Annotated in this window: 17 protein-coding genes and 2 tRNA genes; 17 read left to right on the forward strand and 2 right to left on the reverse strand. The window is 69.7% G+C overall.

What is annotated here, in order from left to right; all coding sequences use genetic code 11:
• The first annotated feature begins 167 nt into the window (after positions 1–167).
• The 6 genes from HMPREF1868_RS04885 (at position 168) to HMPREF1868_RS04910 (ending at position 6,076) form a co-directional block, all read left to right on the forward strand.
• Positions 168–242: transfer RNA gene (locus HMPREF1868_RS04885), tRNA-Val, on the forward strand.
• Between the two features lie 42 nt (positions 243–284).
• Positions 285–360: transfer RNA gene (locus tag HMPREF1868_RS04890), tRNA-Ile, on the forward strand.
• Positions 361–696: 336 nt separating this feature from the next.
• A complete protein-coding gene (priA, locus tag HMPREF1868_RS04895; RefSeq protein ID WP_062530963.1) occupies positions 697–3,006 on the forward strand; it encodes a replication restart helicase PriA in 2,310 nt (769 codons plus the stop codon).
• Positions 3,007–3,116: 110 nt separating this feature from the next.
• On the forward strand, positions 3,117–3,662 hold the full coding sequence (gene def, locus HMPREF1868_RS04900; protein ID WP_062530965.1) for a peptide deformylase: 546 nt from the start codon (positions 3,117–3,119) through the stop codon (positions 3,660–3,662).
• Between the two features lie 18 nt (positions 3,663–3,680).
• Entirely contained in the window at positions 3,681–4,595 is a 915-nt protein-coding gene (fmt, locus tag HMPREF1868_RS04905; RefSeq protein ID WP_009279330.1) for a methionyl-tRNA formyltransferase, read from the forward strand.
• Between the two features lie 2 nt (positions 4,596–4,597).
• Positions 4,598–6,076: a transcription antitermination factor NusB gene (locus HMPREF1868_RS04910; RefSeq protein WP_062530967.1), complete on the forward strand. Its 1,479-nt coding sequence runs from the start codon at positions 4,598–4,600 to the stop codon at positions 6,074–6,076.
• A 132-nt stretch (positions 6,077–6,208) separates the two neighbouring features.
• Here the strand turns inward: HMPREF1868_RS04910 and HMPREF1868_RS04915 are convergent, their stop codons facing one another.
• Complete coding sequence (locus HMPREF1868_RS04915) at positions 6,209–6,394, reverse strand: FmdB family zinc ribbon protein (RefSeq protein ID WP_062530969.1); 186 nt, start codon at positions 6,392–6,394, stop codon at positions 6,209–6,211.
• Positions 6,395–6,543: 149 nt separating this feature from the next.
• Here HMPREF1868_RS04915 and HMPREF1868_RS04920 point away from each other — a divergent pair, with 149 nt between their 5' ends.
• Positions 6,544–7,887, forward strand: a complete 1,344-nt coding sequence (locus tag HMPREF1868_RS04920; protein ID WP_062530971.1) for a thiamine diphosphokinase — start codon at positions 6,544–6,546, stop codon at positions 7,885–7,887.
• A gap of 115 nt (positions 7,888–8,002) precedes the next feature.
• Here the strand turns inward: HMPREF1868_RS04920 and rpmB are convergent, their stop codons facing one another.
• Positions 8,003–8,203, reverse strand: coding sequence for a 50S ribosomal protein L28 (gene rpmB / locus HMPREF1868_RS04925; protein WP_009279326.1), 201 nt, complete (start codon positions 8,201–8,203; stop codon positions 8,003–8,005).
• Between the two features lie 354 nt (positions 8,204–8,557).
• Here rpmB and HMPREF1868_RS04930 point away from each other — a divergent pair, with 354 nt between their 5' ends.
• From HMPREF1868_RS04930 to plsX, 10 genes are all read left to right on the forward strand, one after another.
• Positions 8,558–8,905, forward strand: coding sequence for an Asp23/Gls24 family envelope stress response protein (locus HMPREF1868_RS04930; RefSeq protein WP_062530973.1), 348 nt, complete (start codon positions 8,558–8,560; stop codon positions 8,903–8,905).
• 41 nt (positions 8,906–8,946) lie between these two features.
• The gene (locus tag HMPREF1868_RS04935) at positions 8,947–10,620 is read left to right on the forward strand and encodes a DAK2 domain-containing protein (RefSeq protein WP_062530975.1); all 1,674 of its coding nucleotides are present in this window, start codon (positions 8,947–8,949) and stop codon (positions 10,618–10,620) included.
• A 3-nt stretch (positions 10,621–10,623) separates the two neighbouring features.
• Positions 10,624–12,798 carry an ATP-dependent DNA helicase RecG gene (locus HMPREF1868_RS04940; RefSeq protein WP_062530976.1) on the forward strand — a complete coding sequence of 725 codons (2,175 nt, stop codon included), beginning with the start codon at positions 10,624–10,626 and terminating at the stop codon, positions 12,796–12,798.
• A complete protein-coding gene (locus HMPREF1868_RS04945; protein ID WP_062530978.1) occupies positions 12,795–13,388 on the forward strand; it encodes an RsmD family RNA methyltransferase in 594 nt (197 codons plus the stop codon). Before HMPREF1868_RS04940 ends, HMPREF1868_RS04945 begins: the two co-directional genes overlap by 4 nt.
• A 1-nt stretch (position 13,389) precedes the next feature.
• Positions 13,390–13,899 carry a pantetheine-phosphate adenylyltransferase gene (gene coaD / locus HMPREF1868_RS04950; RefSeq protein WP_009279321.1) on the forward strand — a complete coding sequence of 170 codons (510 nt, stop codon included), beginning with the start codon at positions 13,390–13,392 and terminating at the stop codon, positions 13,897–13,899.
• A gap of 169 nt (positions 13,900–14,068) precedes the next feature.
• Complete coding sequence (locus HMPREF1868_RS04955; protein WP_009279320.1) at positions 14,069–14,566, forward strand: hypothetical protein; 498 nt, start codon at positions 14,069–14,071, stop codon at positions 14,564–14,566.
• Between the two features lie 4 nt (positions 14,567–14,570).
• On the forward strand, positions 14,571–15,119 hold the full coding sequence (locus tag HMPREF1868_RS04960; protein ID WP_062530981.1) for a YceD family protein: 549 nt from the start codon (positions 14,571–14,573) through the stop codon (positions 15,117–15,119).
• Between the two features lie 90 nt (positions 15,120–15,209).
• Positions 15,210–15,686, forward strand: a complete 477-nt coding sequence (locus HMPREF1868_RS04965; protein ID WP_062530983.1) for an HAD family hydrolase — start codon at positions 15,210–15,212, stop codon at positions 15,684–15,686.
• A 226-nt stretch (positions 15,687–15,912) separates the two neighbouring features.
• Positions 15,913–16,092 carry a 50S ribosomal protein L32 gene (gene rpmF / locus HMPREF1868_RS09575; protein ID WP_009279317.1) on the forward strand — a complete coding sequence of 60 codons (180 nt, stop codon included), beginning with the start codon at positions 15,913–15,915 and terminating at the stop codon, positions 16,090–16,092.
• Positions 16,093–16,190: 98 nt separating this feature from the next.
• Positions 16,191–17,183, forward strand: a complete 993-nt coding sequence (gene plsX, locus HMPREF1868_RS04970; protein WP_062530985.1) for a phosphate acyltransferase PlsX — start codon at positions 16,191–16,193, stop codon at positions 17,181–17,183.
• Positions 17,184–17,228: the final 45 nt, after the last annotated feature.

Consider the following 17,228-nt stretch of genomic DNA (forward strand, 5'->3'; position numbering starts at 1 on the left):
GGGGGGGGGGGGGGGGGGGGGGGGGGGGGGGGTAGCTCCTGGGCAGCACTATTCGGCGGGGGCGTCCGTCACGGTCGCAGACGCGCTGCCCGTTTGGGGAGGGGACGGACTCTGACAAATTTTTGCTGACATCCGTCGGGGCATCTGATAAGATGCTAACGCGCTAAGGGCGATTGGCTCAGGGGTAGAGCACTTCCTTCACACGGAAGGGGTCGCTGGTTCGAATCCAGCATCGCCCACCACGAGAAACGTGGCGGCGGCTTCGGTCGCCGCCTTTTTCATAGGGGCCCATGGCGCAACGGTTAGCGCAGGGGACTCATAATCCCTGGGTTGCAGGTTCGAATCCTGCTGGGCCCACCACAAGAGCAGCAGGCCAGCGACGCATTTGCCGTTGGCCTGCTTTTTCGACCCTCCGCCTGCCCATGGATGACGCCAGCGCCTCTCGCGAAGACAGCATTCTGTGCAGAATGCTGTCGATTTTGGCGTTTGGCCTGTTGAGGGGCGAGAAAGACAGCAAATCTCACAGAATGCTGTCTTCGGCGCCGCCTTCTGCGCTGTCACCGCGCTGTCTTCAGCGCCACCCTTCGCGCCCGCCGCCAGGCCCCCGCCCCCATCCGCGTTGCGGCTACAATCGACTTCCAACGCAGGCCTCGCCTGCAAGGCAACAACGACACGGCAACGGGAGGGAGGGACGACATGCCATACGCCTACGCCTCGGTCGCGCTGGACATCCCCACGCGCGCGATAGACGGCTGCTACAGCTACGTCATCCCTCCCGAGCTCTCGACGTCCTGCGCGGTGGGCGCCACCGTCCTCGTGCCCTTCTCACATCGCGACGTGGTGGGCTACGTCATGTCGGTGTCGGACGAGCCTCCCGCGGGCGTCGCCGCGCACAAGCTCCTCGGCGTCGCGCGCGTGCTGGCAGACTCCGCCTTCGACGAGGTCTCGGCCCGACTTGCCGCCTGGATGGCACACGAGTACGGCTGCACCCTCTGCGACGCCGTCCGTCCCTTCCTCGCCCCCGGCCAGACGGTCCGCGTGCGTCGCAGGGGCTCGGACGACCCCTGGGAGCTCGTATGCGAGAAGAGCGGGCCCGTCGACGAGCGCTGGGCGTCCCTCACCCCCAAGGCCGAGGGCTGGCGCCCCCGCGCCAACGCCTCGCGCCAGCGCCAGGTCATGGAGGCCCTCGCCTCCGGCCCGCTTCGTCTGGCGGAGCTCTCGGCCACGATGCCGGGGAGCGTCGCCGCGGCGCAGGCCCTCGCCCGCCATGGCGTCGTCCAGATAGAGGAGAGGCGCCGCGTGCGCGGGACGACGGGAACCACGCTCTCGAGCGCCGTCGCCCGCCGGCCCGAGCGCCTGACCCAGGGCCAGCGGGACGCCCTCGCAGAGATCGCCCGTGCCACCGAGGCCGGCGCCGGCGACGTCGTCCTGGTGGACGGCGTGACGGGCTCCGGCAAGACCGAGGTCTACCTCGCCGCCATCGAGCGCTGCGTGGGGCAGGGGAGGGGCGCCATCGTCCTCGTGCCCGAGATCTCGCTTACCGCCCAGACCGTGGGCCGCTTCCGCTCGCGCTTCGGCGATGACGTCGCGATCCTGCACTCGAGGCTCTCTGCCGGGGAGCGCTTCGACCAATGGGACCTGGTGCGCCAGGGCAGCGTGCACGTCGTGGTGGGCGCCCGTTCCGCGCTCTTCGCGCCCGTGTCGGACCTGGGGCTCGTGATCATCGACGAGGAGCACGAGCTGTCCTACAAGCAGGAGTCGGCCCCCCGCTACCATGCCCGCGAGGTCGCGGCCCGCCTCGCCCGCCTGCGCGGCTGCCCGCTCGTCCTGGGGTCGGCCACCCCCTCGCTCGAGAGCCTCCTGCGCTGCCGCCAGGGCTCGCACGCCGGGGTGTCGTGGACGCGCGTCCCGATGCCGGAGCGTCCGGGCTCGGCTGTGCTTCCCCGCGTCCGCGTGGTGGACATGACGCAGCAGTTCGCCGGGGGCAACAAGTCGATCTTCTCGGCACCCCTGAGGGACGCCCTGGAGGGCGTGGTCCAGCGAGGGGAGAAGGCCGTCCTCCTCCTCAACCGCCGAGGCTTCGCCAACTTCCTCATGTGCCGCGACTGCGGCTGCGTGCCCGAGTGCCCGCACTGCTCCACCTCGCTCACCTACCACGAGCGCACGCACTCGCTGATGTGCCACAGCTGCGGCAGGAGCTGGCCGGTCGTCGCCTGGCCCAACCCGGCCACGACCTGCCCCAACTGCGGCAGCCGCTACCTGGCGGCCTTCGGGGTGGGCACCCAGCGCGTCGAGGACGAGCTCTCGCTGCTCCTGGGCGGGCGGGCCCAGGTGATTCGCATGGACGCGGACACCACGCGCGGGAAGGGGGACCACCAGCGGCTGCTCGAGGAGTTCGACGCCGTGGAGTGCGCAGTGCTCGTGGGCACCCAGATGATCGCGAAGGGGCTGGACTTCCCCGAGGTCACGCTGGTCGGCGTCATCAACGCGGACACCACGCTCAAGCTGCCCGACTTCCGTGCGGGCGAGCGTACCTACGACCTGCTCGAGCAGGTGAGCGGGCGCGCCGGCAGGGGGGAGGTCCCGGGGGAGGTCATCATCCAGACCTACTGGGCGAGCCATCCCGCCATCCGGGCCGTGGCGGACCACGACAGGTCCCTCTTCCTCGAGCCCGAGCTCAGGGACCGCGAGGAGGGCAACTACCCGCCCTACTCGCGGCTGGCCAACGTCGTCGTCTGGGGGAGAAGCGCCCCCGCCGTGACGGGGGCGATTGCCTCCCTGGCCCACGCCGTCCGCCAGAGGGTGGAGGGGAGGCGGGGATGGGAGGTGCTGGGTCCCACCGACTGCCTCAAGGCCCGCGTGAAGGACCGCACCCGCCGGCACCTGCTCGTGAAGGCCCCCCTGGGCTCCGAGCCAGGGGAGCTCCTGCAGTCCTGCGTGCGGGGGCTGGACGTCCCCCGCGGCGTGAGCGTCGCCATCGACGTGGACGCGTACGACCTGATGTAGGGTCCCTGGCCCATGCGACGGCGGTTTGGGAGGCATGTCGCTGGGGTAGTAACATAGCCTGGACAAAGCGTGGCGCCCCCGGCGCCCCTCACATAGCAAGGAGCCATGCAATGAGTGCACTGGAAGACATCGTCCGCGCCCCCGACGGGCGGCTCAAGACAGAGTGCGCGCCCATCGAGGCCATCGACGAGCGCATCAAGAGGCTCGCGCGCCGCATGCTGGACGACATGTACGCCGCCGACGGCTGCGGCCTGGCGGCCCCCCAGGTCGGCGAGCTCGTCCAGATGGTCGTCATAGACGTCGACTACTCCGGCCCCAGCGGTAAGAACCCCTACGTGCTCATCAACCCCAAGATTGTCGTCGCCGACGGCGAGGAGCGCGAGACGGGCGAGGGCTGCCTGTCGTTCCCCGGCATCACGGTTCCCGTCAGGCGACCCAGCCACGTGGTGGTCCAGGCCCTCAGCCTGGACGGGGACCTCATGCAGTACGAAGCCCGCGACAACCTCATGGCCGTCTGCCTCCAGCACGAGATCGACCACATCCACGGCGTGACCATGGTCGACCACCTGAGCGCCGGCCAGCGCATCGCCGCCATGAGGGCCTATCAGGAGGCCACGGCCGCGGGCGCCCGTCCCGGCGACGTCTCCGTAGACTAGTCGGAAGGGGAGCCGCAGATGCGCCTGGCATTCATGGGCACGCCAGACTTCGCCGTGCCCTCCCTCAGGAAGCTCGCCGCCGTCCATGAGGTCGCGCTCGTCGTGACGCGGCCCGATGCCGTGCGCGGCCGCGGGAGGGCCCTCGTGCCCTCCGCGGTGAAGTCGGCGGCCCTCGAGCTCGGGCTCGAGGTGATCGAGGCGAGGCGCGTGACGCCGGAGCTCCTCGATCGCCTACGCGACCTCGACCTGGACGCCGTGGCCGTCGCGGCCTTCGGCTGCATCCTGCCCGACGAGCTCCTGGGCATCGCGCGAATGGGCTGCGTCAACGTGCACGGCTCGCTCCTGCCCCGCTGGCGCGGCGCCGCGCCCATCCAGAGGGCGGTGCTCGAGGGCGACGAGCGCGCGGGCATATCCATCATGCGCATTGTCCACGAGCTCGATGCCGGCGCCTACTGCAGGCAGGCGTCGGTCGAGGTGGGCGAGAAGCCCTGCGCGACGGTCATGTCCGAGCTTGCCGAGCTGGGGGCAGACGAGCTGCTCCTGGCCCTCGCGCAGATGGAGGACGGGACGGCCCGCTGGGTCGACCAGGACGAGTCGCAGGTGAGCTATGCCCGCAAGATCGACAAGCGAGAGATGCTCCTCGACCCTGCGGACGGCCGTCTGGCAAACCGCAGGCGCGTCCAGGCGTCCCTCGACGCCGCGCCGGCCCGCATGGCGCTCCAGGGCAAGGGGGTCCGCGTGCTCGACGCGCGCGTCTCTGGCGAGGCGCTATCCCAGGGCGGCGTGCTGGTTCGCAAGGGCCGCGTGTTCCTGGGCTGCTCCGACGGGGCCATCGAGCTCCTGCGGGTCAAGCCCGACGGCAAGCGCGAGATGGACGTCTCTGCCTGGGCGGCGGGACTCCAGAAGAGGGACCTTGGCTGGGAGCGCGCATAGGCATGGCGAGGGCGACCGCCGCCAGGAGGGCGGCCCTGCGCCTGCTGGGCGAATGCCGGCGTCGCTCTGCCCGCGCACGCGACCTCATGAGGGCCTCGGAGGGGCTTGACGCCCTCGAGCCCCGCGACCGGTCCCTCGCCACCCGCCTGGTGCTGGGCGTGACACGCTGCTCCGGCGGCCTTGACGGGGTCATCGACGGGCATCTCCGTCGTGGCATGAGGCTCGAGCCCCGGCTGCGTGACGCCCTGAGAGTCGCTGCCTTCGAGCTCCTCTTCCTCTCCGCCCCCGCGCAGGCGGCCGTGAGCCAGGGGGTCGAGCTGGCCCGCGAGGCGAGCCCCCGCGCCGCCGGCCTCGCCAATGCCGTCCTGCGCCGCATCGCGGAGGAGGACCGGCCCCGCCTGGCCGAGGCGCGCGACCGCCTCCACGCGGCCGCGGCCCCCGGAGGACGGCCTGTCGACGAGGTCTCCACCCCCGATTCCCTGGCAGGCGACATCTCGCTCGGTTGCTGCCTTCCCGGCTGGCTCTCCCGCGAGCTCGTCTCCTCCCTCGGCGCCTCCCGCGCCGCCGCCGTCGCGCTCGGCTCCCTCGAGCCCTCCACGCCCTGCGTGGCCGGCAACCTCGTAGTGCAGGGCGAGGGCCCCTCTCGCCTGGCCCTCGAGGCGGCAGGACTCGCCCCGGAGCCGCTCCCGTGGCCGGCCGCCTTCAGGCTCGGCCGCCCGTCAGCCCTCGCTGGCTCCGGTCTGGTGCGCACGTCCGACGTCCTTCCCGCCGACCTCGCGGCGCAGGTCGTCGCCTGGCTCGTCTGCCCCCGGGGAGGAAGGCTCCTCGAGGTCGGCCAGGGCAGGGGCACCAAGAGCCTGCTCCTGCAGTCCGCCGCCAGGGCGCTCGACGTGGACCTTCGCATGGCCTGCGTGGAGAGCGACCCGCACAAGAGCGCCTCGTCCGCACGACGCCTGGGGTCCGTGGGGCTTGCCGGGCGTGCGAGCTGCCACGCCCTGGACGGCAGGACCCTCTCGGGAGCCGACGAGTCGCTTCCCGAAGGGCTCAGGGGAGAGTTCCGCCTTGCCTTCCTGGATGCCCCCTGCTCGGGCAGCGGCACCCTGCGCCGCCATCCCGAGGTCGCCTGGTCGCTGGGGGAGGAGGCGGCCCTGCGCGAGCTCCCGAAGCTCCAGCTCGAACTCCTCGGGGCCGTGGCCCGTCGCGTCGAGGTCGGGGGATGTCTGGTCTATTCGACCTGCTCGGAGCTGAGACAGGAGGATGAGGACGTCGTCGCGGCGTTTCTCGCCTCGGACGTCGGGCGAGAATTCAGCTTCGCTGGTCCGCTGGACGCACCCGCCACGGGCGTCCTCGCCCCCGAGCAGCTCGCCCTGGCGCGCTCCATGCTCACCCCCGAGGGCTTCCTGAGGACCTCGCGCGCGAATCGGCTCGGCTCCCCGCTCTGTGACGGTCACTTCATGGCGCGCCTGTGCAGGTTGGGATAGCGGCTTCGGTTGACGGACGCACGAGAGGAGGCCCGTCCGGACAGCTGCCAGACGGGCCTCCTCCCCGCTCTTGCTATGGTGACGCGACCGCGACTCCGATTCTCCGTGGGAGTCGGGCGGCGACCAGGCGCGCTACTTCTTGCCCCTCTGGTCGGTGTTGTAGAAGCCGGATCCCGAGAAGACGATTTCCGAGCTGGAGAAGACCTTCTGGGCCTTGCTGCCGCACTTGGGGCAGCTGACGCTGGGGTGGGCGCTCATGGGATGCTCCACCTCGAAGCGGGTCCCGCACGAGGGGCACTTGTAGTCATAGCGAGCCATGTGAATCCTCCGGAAGAGTGCGTGCACAAAAAGCGGCCTCACGGCCACGTGGACTACTGTACCCAAGTGTGGCCGGCTCTTGCGCCGGGGCCGCCGCCGAGCGGCTGCTACCATGAATCCTGCAACCAGCGGCTGGGAGGGCTGACGCCATGCGCATAGACGGGGCGATCTTCGACCTGGACGGGACCATCCTCGACTCCGCGCCCATGTGGAGAGAGGCCGTCCTCGAGCTCCTCGAGGACGGGGGAGCGCCAGACCCAGGGCAAGTCTACGCGCAGGTCGAGTCGGTGCCCCTGGTCCAGATGTGTCGCCTTCTGCACGAGCGCTACGGAATGCGGGAGGAGCCGGAATGCATCCTTCGCGACCTGCGACGCAGGGCGCTCGAGGGGTATCGGCAGCGCGTGCGGCCCGTCGAGGGCGCGCGCGAGCTCCTGCTCGAGCTGCATGATGCGGGCATCCACCTCGCCGTGGCGAGCTCCACGAGCGCCGACCTCGTGCGCGAGGCGCTCGAGGTCCAAGGGTTGCTCGGGCTCTTCGAGCTCGTCGTCTCCGCAGAGGGGTGCGGCAAGGGCAAGGGCCATCCCGACGTGTACCTCGAGGCGGCGCAGCGCCTGGGCTGCGACGTCAGTGCCACCTGGGTCTTTGAGGACGACCCCCTCGGGCTGGGCTCCGCGCGCCGGGCGGGCTTCCCCACGGTCTGCGTCTACAGCGAGGGGGGCGGGCGCGACCGTGCGCTCTGCGAGGACGCATCCACGATCTTCTCGCATGGGTACGTGGACGTCTCGCTGGCGTTGATCCGCGACCTCGAGCCCGTGCCCCCGCGCACGCGGGGCACCCTCAGGGCGCTCGTGGTGGACGGCTCCCCCGAACCGAGCTCGCCCGGCCTCGTGGCACGTCTCGCACGGGATGCCGACTACGTGGTCGCGGCGGACAGGGGTGCCGAGGCCCTCCGTGCCGCCGGCGTCGTGCCCGACGCCTTCTGCGGCGACTTCGACTCCGTGGGGGGCTCGGCCCGGGCCTGGGCGGAGGGGGTGGCGCAGACCAGGATCGCTTTCCCCTCGCAGAAGTACTCGACCGACCTCGCCATCGCCATAGCCTGTGCCCGCAACGAGGCGGCTCGCAGGCGGGAGGCGCTTGAGCTCACGCTCTGCTGCGCGTCGGGGGGCAGGAGCGACCACGCCCTGGCCGTCGTCGGCCAGCTCGCCTCCGCCGCCGACGCGCGGCCTCGCCTCGTGGAGGACGGCTTCGAGTGCCGCGTCCTCTCGCCGACGGGCCGGCCCAGCTGGGAGCTGGGCCCTGAGGCGCAGGGGCGCACGCTCTCTGCCATCGCCCTCTCCCCGGGCTGCGTGCTGAGCGAGCGGGGGCTCAGGTGGGAGCTCGACCATCGCGCGCTTCCCCTGCTTGGGGACGAGGGGGTGTCCAACGTCGTGTGCGTGCCTGACGCGAGCGTGACCTGCCACGAGGGGGTGCTGGCCGTCTTTCTCGTCAGCTAGGTCCGCGGCGGCCGTGGGGAGGGGTGCGCGACGCCCCGCGGGCAGCCGCCTGTGACGCACAAGAAAGGAGGCCCCGAGGGGCCTCCGAGGAATCGCCGGTATGTCGCGCGCCGCGCTACGCCTGGGCGACGGAGCGAGCCAGGTTGCCCTTCTTCAGGCAGCGGGTGCAGACGTTCTTCTTCTGCGGACGCCCGTCGACGACGACGGTGACGCGCTGGATGTTGGGCTTGAACTTGCGGGCGACGGTGCGGTGGGAGTGGCTGATGGAGCGACCAGCAACGGCGTGCTTACCGCAGATATCACATACCTTCGACATGTTTACGACCTCCATAGGGTGGCGCAAGGCGCCAGCAATTACCAAAAGCTGTCCAAATATAGCACAGGACCAGCGGCATGCAAGAACAAAGCGCGACAGCTTGTGTGCGTTTTGTAGCCAGACCACAAGACCTTTGGTGGCAGAGCATTCCGGGGGAGTCCGCCCCGTGTCACCGACGAAAGATACTAGCAGACGGGAGACGGGCCGCGGTGGCGTTCGCGTGGACTTTCCACGGCAGCGGCGTCGGGCTGTGGGCCGGGCGTACGGGTTGTCCTCCTGCGCCGCATGCCTCGCGTGCTAGACTTCTATGAATGAATGCGCCGGTCGAACATCGACCAAGCGAGAGGAGAAGCTATGGCAATGGTCGTCCCCGGAACCCTGAAGGTGTCCAACGACTGCATCGCCGACCTCGCGGGCTATGCCGCCCTCGAGTGCTACGGCGTGGTGGGCATGGCGGTCACCGACGAGCAGGAGGGCCCTGCCCACCTCCTTCCGACCTACCGCCTGCGCAAGGGCGTCGGCGTCTCCGCAGAGGGGGAGACCGTCAAGGTGGACCTCCACGTGGTCGTTGAGCAGGGCGTGAACATGGCGTCCGTGTCAGAAAACCTCGTGAGCGCCGTCAAGTTCATCCTCAGGCAGATTGCCGAGCTTGACAACGTCGAGGTACGCGTCCACGTCGAGGGGATGCGCACCGCCCGCTAGGCGTGCCCCACGATACGAGAGGAACCGAGGTTCTCCAGATCATGATTGCCAACACCATTCGCAGCTGCTTCCCCGTCGCCGCCAAGGTCGTCGCCGACAAGGCGGACGAGATCAACAAGCTCAACGTCTTCCCGGTCCCTGACGGCGACACGGGCACCAACATGTCCCTCACCCTGGGCACGGTGGTGAAGGAGGTCGAGTCGCTCCCCGCCAACGCCTCGGTGAACGACATCGCCAAGGCCATCACCCATGGCTCGCTCATGGGCGCCCGTGGCAACTCGGGCGTCATCACCAGCCAGATCCTGCGCGGCGTGGCCGAGGGCCTCACCGGCGCCAAGGGCCCGGACGCCACCACGGCGGACATCGCCTCGGCGCTGCGCAACGGCGTCAAGGTGGCCTTCAAGGCCGTGCGCAAGCCCGTCGAGGGCACCATCCTCACCGTGCTCAAGGACGTCTCGGCCAGGGCGGACCAGATGGAGAGGGCCAAGGCCACGCCCCAGGAGGCCCTCGACGCCATCGTGGTGGAGGCCTACGAGTCCGTCGCCCGCACCCCCGACCTCCTGCCCGTCCTCAAGGAGAACGGCGTCGTCGACTCTGGCGCCTTCGGCCTCGCGACCTTCATCGAGGCCTTCGTCAACGCCTACGAGGGCAAGGCGGGCGAGGTCTCGGACTTCGACACCAGCGTTACCCCCACGAGCGCCAAGGCGCAGGTCGCCAACGTCGTCGACATAGAGATCAACGACGACTGGGAGGGATCCGAGTTCCGCTACTGCACCGAGTTCCTCTTCCATGCCGACAGCCAGGACTTCGACGAGGAGGCCAACCTCAAGTACCTGAGCTCCATGGGCGACTGCGAGCTCCTCGTGGGCACCAACCCCGACTACAAGATCCACGTGCACACCAACAGGCCCGACCGCGTCCTGCGCCACATGCTGCACCGCGGCCAGATTTTCAACGTGTTCGTCCACAACATGGACCTCGAGGCACAGGAGCGCACCGAGGGCATCCGCGAGGACAAGGAGTCCTCGCCGCGCCACGCCGCCCCCAAGAAGGACCTGGGCTTCGTGGCCGTCGCCGCAGGGTCCGGCCAGGCCGAGATCCTGCGCTCGCTGGGCGTCGACGTCATCGTGTCCGGCGGGCAGACCATGAACCCCTCCACGGCAGACATCCTCGAGGCCATCGAGGCCTGCAACGCCACGAGCGTCATCGTGCTTCCCAACAACGGCAACATCCGCATGGCCGCCGAGGCCGCCGCCAGCGCCTGCACGGACGTCGAGGCGGCGGTTGTCCCCACCAAGACCGTCCTCCAGGCCTTTGCCGCCATGTTCGCGGCGGACGCCGAAGAGGGACTCGAGGCCAACGTCGAGCAGATGGAAGAGGCCATCGGCACCATCCGTGACGGCGAGGTGACCACCGCAGTGCGCGACTCCGCCGCGGCGGACGGCACCCCCATCCACGCGGGCGACGTCATGGGCATCGAGGGGGGCGCCATCGAGGTCGTGGGCAGCGACGTGCGACAGGTCACCCTCGACGTCATCGCCCGCATGCAGGAAGAGGAGGAGGGGGACACCCTCACCATCCTCGCGGGCTCCGACCTCGGCGACCAGGCCTTCGAAGAGCTCGTGGCCGCCATCGAGGAGGCCCAGCCTGACCTCGAGGTCGACGCGCACCGCGGCGAGCAGCCCCTCTACCCGGTGGTCTTCTCGATAGAGTAAGCCTTGGCAGGAAGAGCAAGCGTTCCCACCTGTGCAGAGGTGGGCGAGCGCCTCTCGAGGACCTGTTCGCTCACGGACGACGCGTCGCGCCTGAGGTTCGTCTCGGGCGCGCGCCATGAGGCCCTGGCTCGCCTGGGCCTCGTCCGCGTCCGCGACGTCCTCCTACACCTGCCCCACCGCTACCTCGACTTCAGCAGGCTGACCAACATAGCCCTCGCGGACGTGGGGGATGACGCCACGGTCATCGCCACGGTGGACCGCGTTACGCTCAAACGCCCTCGGCCGCGCATGCAGGTGGTCGAGGTCTACGTGCTCGACCAGACCGGCGTCATGCGGGTCAGCTTCTTCCGCGCGCCTTGGGTGGCGGACCAGCTCAAGCCTGGCATGCAGGTGGCCCTCTCGGGCAAGGTGGGCTTCGCCTACGGATTCAAGCAGATGCGCTCCCCCTTCTTCGAGGTCATCGAGGGCCAGGGGGACGTCTCGTCCTATGCCCGCATCCTTCCCGTGCATCCGGTGGGGGAGGGCGTCTCCACCTCCTGGATGCGCAGGATCGTCTCGTCCGCGCTCGCCAGCTCGGGCGACGTGGCGGACTTCCTCCCCGTCCGATTCCGGCTCGGGCGATCCTTCATGGGCCTGGGTCGTGCATTGAGGGCCGTCCACTTCCCCCTCAGCCTCGCCGAGGCCGCCGCGGCCAGGGAGCGCCTCGCCTACGACGAGCTCCTCTGCCTGCAGCTCGCCCTCCACTCCAGACGGCAGATGGAGCTTGGGGGCGTCACTCCCTTCAGGCACGTCACGGACGGACCGAGGCTCTCGCGGCTCGTGGCCTCCCTTCCCTTCGAGCTCAGCGACGAGCAGCGCATGGCCGCCCGCCAGATACTCGACGACATGGCGGCCGGCGAGGTCATGAACCGCATCCTCCTGGGAGACGTGGGCACGGGAAAGACCGCCGTGGCGGCGCTCGCCCTCGCCGCGGCGGCAGACTCCGGCAACCAGTCCGCCGTCATGGCGCCGACTTCCGTGCTCGCGCGCCAGTACGCCCGCAAGCTCGGCCCGCTGCTCGACGCGGCGGGCGTGCCCTGGGCCCTGGTCACGGGCGCCACCCCGGCAGACGAGCGGGCGCGTGCCGCCGCGCTCCTCTCGTCGGGCGAGCCCTGCGCGCTCTTCGGCACGACCGCGCTCCTCTCGGACGACCTCGAGTTCCGCCGCCTCTCGCTCGCCGTCATCGACGAGCAGCACCGCTTTGGCGTGGACCAGCGCGCCGCCCTCAGGCGCAAGGGCCCGGGCGCAGACCTCCTGGCCATGACGGCGACGCCCATACCTCGCACGCTGGCCCTCTCGCTCTATGGCGACCTCTCGATATCGCGCATCCGTCACAGGCCGGTGCCCGGGGCGGGCGTGACCACAAGGGTCATCCCGCCCGAGAGCATGGACCTCGCATACGCAGGCCTGCGCGAGGCCTGCGAGGCGGGACACCAGGCATACGTGGTCTGCCCGCTCGTGGACGACTCCGACGAGGGCGGCGAGCTCGAGGACGTCCCGGAGTCCGTGCGCTCCAACGCCAAGAGGCTCCATTCGGCCACGTCGACCCAACAGGAGCTCCAGAGGCGCGTGCTACCCGGGCTCAGGGTGGGCCTGCTCACGGGACGCCTTCCCGCGGCGGAGAAGGACCGCGTCATGGAGGAGTTCGCTGACGGGGGGATCGACGTCCTGGTCTCCACCACGGTCATCGAGGTGGGCGTCGACGTCCCCAATGCCACGGCGATGCTCGTTCTGGACGCCGACCGCTTTGGCCTGGCAACCCTCCACCAGCTCCGTGGGCGCGTGGGCAGGGGTTCCGTGGCGGGTTCCGTCTGGCTGTCCTGCGCTGCCAAGAGGGGCACGCCCGCCCGCAAGCGCCTCGCCGCCCTGGAGTCGACGGACGACGGCTTCGAGCTCGCCGAGCTCGACCTCGAGCTCAGGCACGAGGGAGAGGTGCTGGGATACCGGCAGCATGGCAGCAACGTGTCGTTGCGCGTCGCCGACCTCGCGACCGACGCCACCCTCGCAGAGTGGGCCCACGAGGACGCCCTCGCCCTCCTGGATGCGGACCCCTCGCTCTCGGGCGACGACGACAGGTCCCTCGCCCTCGAGGTCAGGGACCGATTCCCAAGCTACTTCGAGGAGATGGAGCGGGCATGAGCCGCATTCGCATAGTGGGAGGGGACTGGAGGGGCCGCTCCATCGAGGCTCCTGACGGCCGGGACGTGACGCGACCGACGACCGACCGGACCCGGGAGTCCATGGCGTCGATGCTGATGTCGGCCTGCGGGCTGGAGCTCGCGGGCCAGAGGGTGCTCGACGCCTTCGCGGGGTCGGGGGCCATCGGGCTCGAGCTCCTCTCGCGCGGGGCGCAGTCCTGCTGCTTCGTGGAGCGTGACCGGCCCAGCGCCGCGCGCGTGCGTCGCAACGTCCAGTCGCTCGCAGGCGACCGCGCGGACTCTGTCGCGCGCGTGGTCTGCGGCGACGCGCTCAAGCTGGCCCGTCGCGGCGGCATCTGGGGCTCGCCCTTCTCCATCGTGGTGCTTGACCCACCCTATGCCCTGCCCGCCTCCACGGTCTCGGACATGGTGGTCGATTTGGGCTCCGGGGGCCTGCTTGTCCCGGGCTGCCTCGTGCTCTACGAGCGCTCGACGGACGCCGACGAGCTTGCGCTCCCGGGCGCTCGCCTAGTTCGCAGCAAGTCCTACGGAATCACCACGGTGACCCTCTTCCAGACGCAGGAGGCCTAGGATGGCAGACGACAGGATCCAGCACGTGGTGGTGCCCGGCACCTTCGACCCGGTGACCTACGGGCACCTCGACGTGATCCAGCGCACGTGCAGGCTCTTCCCCCAGGTGACGGTCGCCGTAGCCGCCTCTGTCAACAAGCGCGGCACGGGTCCTGCGTTCTCGCTCGACGAGCGCGTGGACATGCTGCGCTCGTCCCTGCGCGAGGTGGGCATACACGGCGTGGAGGTCAGGCCCTTCTCGGGGCTCCTCATGTCCTTCTGCCGGGAGGTCGGTGCCGGCGGCGTGGTCAAGGGCCTCAGGGCCATGACTGACTTCGAGTACGAGCTCCAGCAGGCCGACCTCAACAGCCACATGGCGCCCGACGTCGAGTCGGTCTTCGTCATGTCCAACCCTCAGTACGGCTACGTCTCCTCCTCCATCGTGCGCGAACTTGCCTCTCTGGGCTCGGACGTGAGCTTCCTCGTGCCCCCGGGGGTGGCGGAGCGCCTGAGGCTCCACTACAGGACCTAGGCGAGAGGCGCGCGGCCACCGCATGTCGTCCGCCCATGCCTTCACGCTGCCCGCAAATGGCCTTCCGGCAAACGGGCAGCTCATCCAATCTGCTAACATGTGAGCGATGCGGCCTGAATCCAAACCGAGGGGCGCACGTCAGGTCGCCAGCATGACGAAAGGAGCCCGTATGCAGCCGGGTGAGGAGATCGAGAGCCTGGTCGGCGAACTCGAGCAGATCGTGAGCGAGGGCAAGACGCCCTTCGCCGCGGGCGCCAACAAGAAGATCGTCGACGCCAACGAGGTCTACGAGATACTGGACGAGATCCGCCGCGTCTTCCCGCAGGAGTTCTCTGACGCCCGCCGCATCGTCAAGGAGGAGGCGGAGACCCTGGAGCGCGCCCAGCTGCAGGCCGACTCCATCATCGCCGACGCCCAGCAGCAGGCGATGATCCTCGCGGGCGACCAGGAGGTCGTGCGCCTCGCCCAGCAGCAGGCCGACGACATCCGCGACAAGGCGGCCCAGTACGAGCGCGACACCCGCTACAACGCGGAGGAGTACGCCGACACCGTCCTGGCCCACCTCGAGGACAACCTCAAGTCCCTCACCAACTCCGTCACGCGCGTCCGCCAGACGCTGGACGAGAACTCCGGCCCGCGCAACCAGACCAACGACGTCGCCTGGTAGCGCCATGGCAGAGATCAAGCAAATCCTGGACGAGCGCCTGGCCGAGGCGGGGGACACCCTTTCCCTCTCGGGCCACGTCGACCAGGAGGGCTACAGCCTGGGCGAGCACGAGTTCTCGCTCCCCGAGGGCATGGACTACGACCTCGTCCTCACCAACGTGGGCGAGGGAATCCTCGCCACGGGCATGGTGCGCGCGCACGTGGTGGGCACCTGCGACCGCTGCCTCGACCCCGCCGAGTTCGACGTGGACGGCGAGGTGGACGAGTACTACCTCTTCAAGGACCCCGGCACCCTCCCCGAGGGCGATGACGAAGACGAGGTCGACTACTCGCTCGTCCTGCCCGACCACAGCATCGACCTGGGCGAGGCGATCAACTCCGCCCTGCTCATGGAGACCCCTTACGTCGTCCTCTGCCGCGAGGACTGCGCGGGGCTCTGCCCTGTCTGCGGGACGAACCTCAACCACGAGAACTGCGGTCATGCCGCCCTGCTGGAGGCCTCTCGCATGGAGTCGAATCCCTTCTCCGTGCTCAAGGGCCTCGACCTTTCGTAGGCGGGGGCCGTGCCACGCTCGTCGCCTTGCCCGGTCGGCTGAGCTGGCCGGGCAGCTTCTTGTTCCCCGTCCAGGATCGGGAGGCCCGACGTGATCCGCATCGACATACCGGGAAGGGAAGAGCTCGGGATTGACCACCTCGTGCTCGACTTCAACGGCACCATCGCCGCAGATGGCAGGCTCGTCGGGGGCGTGGCCGAGCGCATCGCGCTCCTCAGCGATCTCGTCGACGTCATCGTGCTGACGGCCGACACCTACGGGAGCGCCGCCGCTGCCTGCGAGGGCCTGCCGCTCAGGCTCCTGACCTTCCCCTCGGATTCCGCCGGTCTCAGCAAGGAGGAGATCGTGCGCTCCCTCGGCGGTGGGGTCTGCTGCGTCGGCAACGGCTACAACGACTACAACGACATCGGGATGTTCGACCTCGCCGCGCTCCGAATCGCCGTGGTGGGGGAGGAGGGCGTGTGCGCTGCCCTGCTCGGGCATGCGGACGTGCTGGTGCCCGGACCCTGCGAGGCGCTTGACCTCCTTCTGCGTCCCAGCCGGCTGAGGGCGACGCTCAGGGCATAGCCTGCCATCCCTGGTGGGTGTTGGGTGGGGCGCGGTCATCCCCAATGCACTCCGGCTTTTGCTACCATGTCGGACGCACCGTGGCGCCTAGAGGCAATTTGCCGTGGAAATGGTGCGCTCTCCTTCACAAGGGGGCGTCTGGTGCTATATTTGTCCTTGTGTGTTTGCAGGTCAGACCGCTCCGGGCAACCGCGCGGGCATGATGTGAGTCTAAGAGAGGTTCAAGATGGCAGTTCCCAAGCAGAAAAAGGGCCGTGGCGCCACGCACACTCGTCGTTCGGCCAACAGCAAGCTCGCCGCTCCGGCACGCTCCGTTTGCCCCCAGTGCGGCGCTCCTAAGCTTCCGCATCACGTGTGCCCCAACTGTGGCTACTATAAGGACCGCGAGGTCGTCGTCACCGAGTAGCCCTCCTGACAGACGAGGCCTGGGGAGGCCGGCCCCAACCGGGGTCGGCCTCCCTCTTTAGACGTACACGCCGCGCAGCGGCACGGGGGAGGCAGGACATGACCACCATCTGCGTTGACGCCATGGGGGGAGACGAGGAGCCCAGGGTCGTCCTCGAGGGCATAGGGAAGGCGCTTGAGGCCGACGGGGACCTGAGCGTCCTCGTCGTGGGCGACGAGGACGTGGTGGTTCCCTTCGCCGCGTCCCACGAGCGGGTGCGCGCGCTCGTCTCGACCGAGGTCATAGGCATGGACGAGCATCCCGCGGACGCGGTGCGCGCCAAGAGGGACTCGAGCATCGTGCGGGGCTGCGCCAGCGTGAGGGCAGGGGGGGCGGACGGCTTCTTCTCCGCCGGGTCCACCGGCGCCATCTTCGCCGCGGCGACGCTCCACATCGGACGCGTCAAGGGCATCAAGCGGCCGTCCATCGCCAGCTCGCTTCCAGGCATGACGGGACGCGAGACCGTCCTCACCGACATGGGCGCCAACGCCGACGCGCGCCCCGACATGCTGGTGCAGTTCGCCCAGATGGGGCGCGCCTACGCGCGCGTCGCGCTGGGCGTGGCGGAGCCCACGGTCGCGCTCCTCTCCAACGGCTCCGAGGACACCAAGGGGTCCGAGGCGGTCCTGGCGGCGCACAAGGCCCTCGCCGAGGCCGGCCCGGACTGGTTCCGTGGCAACTGCGAGGGCACCGACGTGCTCGCCGGCCGCTACGACGTGATCGTCACCGACGGCTTCACCGGCAACGTGGCACTCAAGAGCCTCGAGGGCACCGCCAAGTTCATACTCTCGGAGGTCAAGCGCTCGGTGGCGAGCTCGGGCCGCTCCAAGCTTGGGGCGCTCCTGCTCAAGCCCGCGCTGAAGGCCGTGGCGGCGAGCCTCTCGGGAGACGAGAAGGGCGGCGCGGTCCTGCTGGGGGTCAAGGCGCCGGTGCTCATCGGCCACGGCGCCACCTCCGCCGACGCCGTGATGAACGGCACCCTGGCCTGCGCGCGGGCCGTGCGGGCAGGGCTTGTGGACAATGTCGCCCGCCTGGTCCAGCAGGGCCAGTAGCAGGGTACAATCGACGGAGAATGCAGCCGGTGGCGATGGCGCCAC

The sequence above is a fragment of the Olsenella sp. DNF00959 genome (assembly GCF_001553055.1).
Classification (GTDB): Bacteria; Actinomycetota; Coriobacteriia; order Coriobacteriales; family Atopobiaceae; genus Olsenella_I; species Olsenella_I phocaeensis.

Bases quoted from the DNA above. Each gene is read 5' to 3' on its own strand.
- fmt (WP_009279330.1), top strand. From the start codon at position 3,681: ATGCGCCTGGCATTCATGGGCACGCCAGACTTCGCCGTGCCCTCCCTC.
- HMPREF1868_RS04960 (WP_062530981.1), top strand. From the start codon at position 14,571: ATGGCAGAGATCAAGCAAATCCTGGACGAGCGCCTGGCCGAGGCGGGG.
- HMPREF1868_RS04910 (WP_062530967.1), top strand. From the start codon at position 4,598: ATGGCGAGGGCGACCGCCGCCAGGAGGGCGGCCCTGCGCCTGCTGGGC.
- HMPREF1868_RS04955 (WP_009279320.1), top strand. From the start codon at position 14,069: ATGCAGCCGGGTGAGGAGATCGAGAGCCTGGTCGGCGAACTCGAGCAG.
- HMPREF1868_RS04935 (WP_062530975.1), top strand. From the start codon at position 8,947: ATGATTGCCAACACCATTCGCAGCTGCTTCCCCGTCGCCGCCAAGGTC.
- priA (WP_062530963.1), top strand. From the start codon at position 697: ATGCCATACGCCTACGCCTCGGTCGCGCTGGACATCCCCACGCGCGCG.
- def (WP_062530965.1), top strand. From the start codon at position 3,117: ATGAGTGCACTGGAAGACATCGTCCGCGCCCCCGACGGGCGGCTCAAG.
- plsX (WP_062530985.1), top strand. From the start codon at position 16,191: ATGACCACCATCTGCGTTGACGCCATGGGGGGAGACGAGGAGCCCAGG.
- rpmF (WP_009279317.1), top strand. From the start codon at position 15,913: ATGGCAGTTCCCAAGCAGAAAAAGGGCCGTGGCGCCACGCACACTCGT.
- HMPREF1868_RS04945 (WP_062530978.1), top strand. From the start codon at position 12,795: ATGAGCCGCATTCGCATAGTGGGAGGGGACTGGAGGGGCCGCTCCATC.
- HMPREF1868_RS04930 (WP_062530973.1), top strand. From the start codon at position 8,558: ATGGCAATGGTCGTCCCCGGAACCCTGAAGGTGTCCAACGACTGCATC.
- rpmB (WP_009279326.1), bottom strand. From the start codon at position 8,203: ATGTCGAAGGTATGTGATATCTGCGGTAAGCACGCCGTTGCTGGTCGC.
- coaD (WP_009279321.1), top strand. From the start codon at position 13,390: ATGGCAGACGACAGGATCCAGCACGTGGTGGTGCCCGGCACCTTCGAC.
- HMPREF1868_RS04920 (WP_062530971.1), top strand. From the start codon at position 6,544: ATGCGCATAGACGGGGCGATCTTCGACCTGGACGGGACCATCCTCGAC.
- HMPREF1868_RS04915 (WP_062530969.1), bottom strand. From the start codon at position 6,394: ATGGCTCGCTATGACTACAAGTGCCCCTCGTGCGGGACCCGCTTCGAG.